We start from the raw sequence: 4,219 nt of genomic DNA on the forward strand, positions 1-4,219 counted from the left end.
ATATTGGTCTACATTCGTTCCCAAACGCTGTTTCTGGGGTCGGATTAACACGATTTCTGCTTCTCCCAGGGCAATGGTTTCTGGTATTTCTACCGCCACGGTAAATCGATTTTCTCCCAATTCCTGAGAAAATTCCGGTATTACGGTGCCTTCGTATGTGCGCGTACCCACCCGGAATTCCACTTGTAAATCCGACAGGGAACTGCCCAGATCGTTGAAATCATTGACAAAATTGCTGCCTTTTGATGCCATTGATACAAAGAGGCTTGAGTCGCATTATTCCAGCCCGGGATATTTTGAGATTTCCTTTTGAAGGAAATGGCATCAAAGTTACCATTGAATAGCTAACAAAACGCATAGGTAAATGATGGATGTGGAAGAATTACTCAGACGTTATCAGGCTGGAGAACGAGAGTTTCCAGGGATTGACCTAAGCCATGCTAATTTAGAAGGAGCCAATCTGGCCGACATAAATCTCGAAGATGCTAACCTTTGTGGTGCCAATTTGAGGGGTGCTAACCTACATGAAGTCTGTTTATATCGTGCCAAGCTCAGAGGGGCTTGCTTGAGTCAAGCGAAACTAAGTGGCGAACTATCTGAATCTGACCTGACTGACGCTGATTTGAGCGATGCCAGCATTAACGGTAGCATTTTTGGCGAGGCTAACCTGAGCGGAAGCAACTTTAACGGAGCTCACCTGTTAAAAAGTTCCCTTTGTCATCTCAACTTAACGAGAGCCAATCTAGAAGGGACTAAGCTAGAAGAATGCAGCTTAGAATATACCAACTTAGCAGGAGCCAGTTTCAAGGGGGCGATTTTTATCGAATGTTCCCTTGAAGGTACTGACTTAACTAATGTGGATCTTTCTCAAGCGGATACCTCTCTAACTAAGCTGCCCAAGACGGAGATTCTCTTTGAAGACCTCATCAGCCGGTATCGAGCTGGGGAAAGGGACTTTAGCAATGTCATTATCGAGACGGATTATAGGAAACTTTCTTGGCCGCGCGATCGCTTCAAATATAAGGGGTTGGACTTGAGCGGGATTATTCTGCGCGATAGCGATATAACAGATATAGACCATTACATAAATGGAATTATTTTTCGAGAAGCGGACTTGAGTAGGGTTCAGTTCGATGAAGCTGAATTCGAGCAATTAGACTTGCGGGGTGCTACCTTGCGAGGAATGGATACCTTCCAGTCGAGTTTTGAATCGGTGGATTTAAGCGGGGCTGACTTAACCGGAGCTAGCTTCACTGAAACTAGCCTCTCTGTTAACCTCAGCAGAGCCAATTTGACCGATGCCAGAATCAGCTATTCCGATCTTGGGGGTAATTTGACGGAGGCAATTTTCCATCGAGCCCGGTTTAAAAGCGTTACTTTTAGTGGAGCCAGGTTAGTCCGAACTGATTTCCGTGGAGCCGACTTCGAGGTGGGTATAGATGTAAACGGTGGAGTAAGATTTCAAGACTGCCGTATTCTGAATATGATCCTGCCCGATGGTAGAGTGCGTACTGGAAACAGAATAAAAACCTAGTTTTTGGAGCGAAGAGCCTTTGGAACCCATGAAAAAGCGCTGCCATTACCTAATGGTGGCGCTTTTTCAGAGTAAATTGAGATATTCCTGTCTAGCTCAATTTAGCTCAACCAGAATTTTGTGGCAAAAATGCCATTACCTCCTTCATCCGCTTTTTCCGTTCGGGATCCCGAAGGTTGCTGAGAAAATCGTATTCAATGTCGGGCGCTACCTCTCGGTTGAGTCGGGCTTCTAATGCTTCGATAGAAATTGTGAATTTTGCGTCATCCCAAGGGCGAGTGTTGTTGTTTGGCTTGAGCTGACCGTCTTTAGGATCTTCAATGGGATTATTGTAGTCGAGCATCTCTTGAATTGCATAAGAGTTGTTGGGTATCCACCAAGCAAAGTGAATGTCGGGGTAGTCGGACTTGTTGTTCGGCGAATAGCCTAAGACTACCTTCCACATGGCATCGGGAACTTCGATTTTAGTTTGCTGGGTTGCGTCAGTATTGGCATAGAAATCGGCAAACTGGTTGGGGTTGGGATCGCCCCTTTTAATCGGAGAAGGTCCAGTTACCGTTTCCGGTAACGGGCCGTATTGTACGGTTCCGCCACCTTGACCGGCACCTCCAGCAAAAATAACGAACTGATAACCTTCCTTGGCAAGGTCTTGAAGCTGTTTTTCTTGGGTTCGCCAAACCCCTGAATTTTGCTTGCTATCTTGAGGAATGATATTGGTCGTCAAAAAGGTGGCGAAGTTATCCTTTACGCTTCTTTGACGGTCGTTAGAAGGACTCAAATGGCCGCGATCTGCCCAGAAGAAAGCTTTTTTCGACCAACTAAACTTATTGTAGTCGTCCTTTTCGTTGTATTTCTGCTCAATCTGAGATGCAAAGTCATAATCATCTTGCTGAATCCTGTAGAAACTCGACGCTGGCAGATCGGGATCCTCTGCAAAGCCCTTGGCTGCCCTTCCTGCCCTTCCCGTCGCCCAAGTTTTGTCAAGAACCCAACTCACCCAGTTCGGAGTGTTTGTTTCGCCATTGTAAGAAAGACTGTATTGTGGGTTTTCTAGCAAGTAGTTATCTAGATAGGCTTCGCTCGTATTGGTTCGAGATTCCGTTGGGTTGCCCAGCTTGAGCGAGCTGCTTTGGAAAAAAACATTATCCAAGTAAACTGTTGGTCTGCTGTTCCCGCTTTTGGTCAGTTGGAATTCTAGAGTAGCCGCTTGTCCTCTCAAGCTGTCGGGTATGGGAACGTAGAAGGCTTCAAACCCACTGTTTCCAAAATCGATTTTATACTTGTCTTCCTCGTAGCTTATCGGAATATTTTTGCTATCTAGCTGGTTGCTTGCCTCTTGCAGATCGATTTTTTGAGAAAACTCATCTATGGAATCATCTAGGGGCTTAATCGTAACTGTCAGCTCGCCACGCTTTTTATCCTTTTCATTAGATGGAGAGTGAACGTCGAAGCGCAAGGTACCCCAATCGGGCACGATAAAAGAATCGTGGGTAATCCGATTTCCCGGTTTTAGCTTCAAAGCTAAGTTGGAGGGAGAACCAACATATTTTTTTAACGAGGGAATGTCCTTCCATTTTACTAGGTCTTCTGTGGTTAGCTCAGAACTGGGAGCCTGACCTTGAGTCGCCGAATCTCGATAGAACGGCCAGCCCGGAATTGGCTGCTCGACATTTTCAATTTTCACGCTGGCATCAAAGTTACCATTGAATAGAGTCGGAACTGTATAGTCGCCTCGCAGTCGAGTTCCTACCGGCTTACCCGTGTAAGTATTGTCAAAAGTTACTGGCAAGCGATTTGACTGCAAATACTCGTCAAAATCTCCCAGCTCTTGCTTGCTCTTCTTCCCATTAACATCATAAGGACGCAATTCACTGCCCCCACCTAAAGCCGAATTAAACCAACCCGTACCAATGCCTTCCCAAGGAGCGTCAAAGTCAGTGCCGTCGTCGCGCTTAAAGTTGGCTTTGGTGTGGTCGGGCACATACCAAGAACTAAAAGGAAAACTGGTAAAATCGCCAAAACGACGATAAATTGTTTGTCCGTTTTCATCAGGAATTTGACTCGGACTGAGGTCGGCAGTTCCGGCATACCATGCTGCTGCCTTTAGATGGGGTTCTCCATCAGATGTGTTTTTGTCGAACTCGTTCCACTCTCCAATATTGACATTCCAGTCTGCACTCCAACGGTCCCCGGATAATTCTTTCCCGTTGAGGGTATTGCCCGTTCCGTTGGTTTGATAGTAATTATCCGCATAAGTCACGTTGTCCCAAACGACTATTTCTGGGTCGAAAATATTCTGAAAAAATCCCGGTGGAGAATTCTCATCATAATTGTGAGGATCTACTGTAGTCATTTGGATGTCGGGTAAACCAGCGATGGTTCCTCCCGCATTAGGGAAATATGTCCCCAACCGTTGAATCATTTCCGTATTTACCACCGCACCTTGACCGATACCAATAAAGTGCAATGGGGAGTTGAAAATATCTCCTTGGGTGCGAATCAGATTACCATTTTGGTCATAGAGATTATTTCCATCTCCTACGGCACCGTTATATGTTTGGTCGAGTTGCACCAAGGAAGCAAACATGGCATCGGCTGCCGCTTCGGCAAACCCACCATTGAGTAATTTGAAGGGTTCAATGCCATCAATCCAGTCGGCTAATAGCACTAAGGGCTTGCCAACAA

The 4,219-nt window shown here is 45.8% G+C and carries 3 protein-coding genes; 1 reads left to right on the top strand and 2 read right to left on the bottom strand.

Going from position 1 to position 4,219, the window contains the following annotated elements; translation table 11 throughout:
* Positions 1 to 252, bottom strand: a 252-nt coding sequence (locus tag NG833_RS13595) for a hypothetical protein (protein WP_254565825.1), incomplete at its 3' end; no start/stop codon positions are given.
* Between the two features lie 112 nt (positions 253 to 364).
* Here NG833_RS13595 and NG833_RS13600 point away from each other — a divergent pair.
* Positions 365 to 1,534: a pentapeptide repeat-containing protein gene (locus NG833_RS13600; protein ID WP_254565826.1), complete on the top strand. Its 1,170-nt coding sequence runs from the start codon at positions 365 to 367 to the stop codon at positions 1,532 to 1,534.
* Positions 1,535 to 1,640: 106 nt separating this feature from the next.
* On the opposite strand, the gene NG833_RS13605 is transcribed toward NG833_RS13600, so the two are convergent.
* A complete protein-coding gene (locus tag NG833_RS13605) occupies positions 1,641 to 4,121 on the bottom strand; it encodes a DNA/RNA non-specific endonuclease (RefSeq protein ID WP_254565827.1) in 2,481 nt (826 codons plus the stop codon).
* Between the last annotated feature and the right edge of the window lie 98 nt (positions 4,122 to 4,219).

Source organism: Oscillatoria sp. HE19RPO (assembly GCF_024220515.1).
GTDB lineage: Bacteria > Cyanobacteriota > Cyanobacteriia > Cyanobacteriales > Laspinemataceae > Laspinema.

Coding starts and splice junctions, on each gene's coding strand:
- NG833_RS13600 (WP_254565826.1), top strand. CDS start 365: ATGATGGATGTGGAAGAATTACTCAGACGTTATCAGGCTGGAGAACGA.
- NG833_RS13605 (WP_254565827.1), bottom strand. CDS start 4,121: ATGTTTGCTTCCTTGGTGCAACTCGACCAAACATATAACGGTGCCGTA.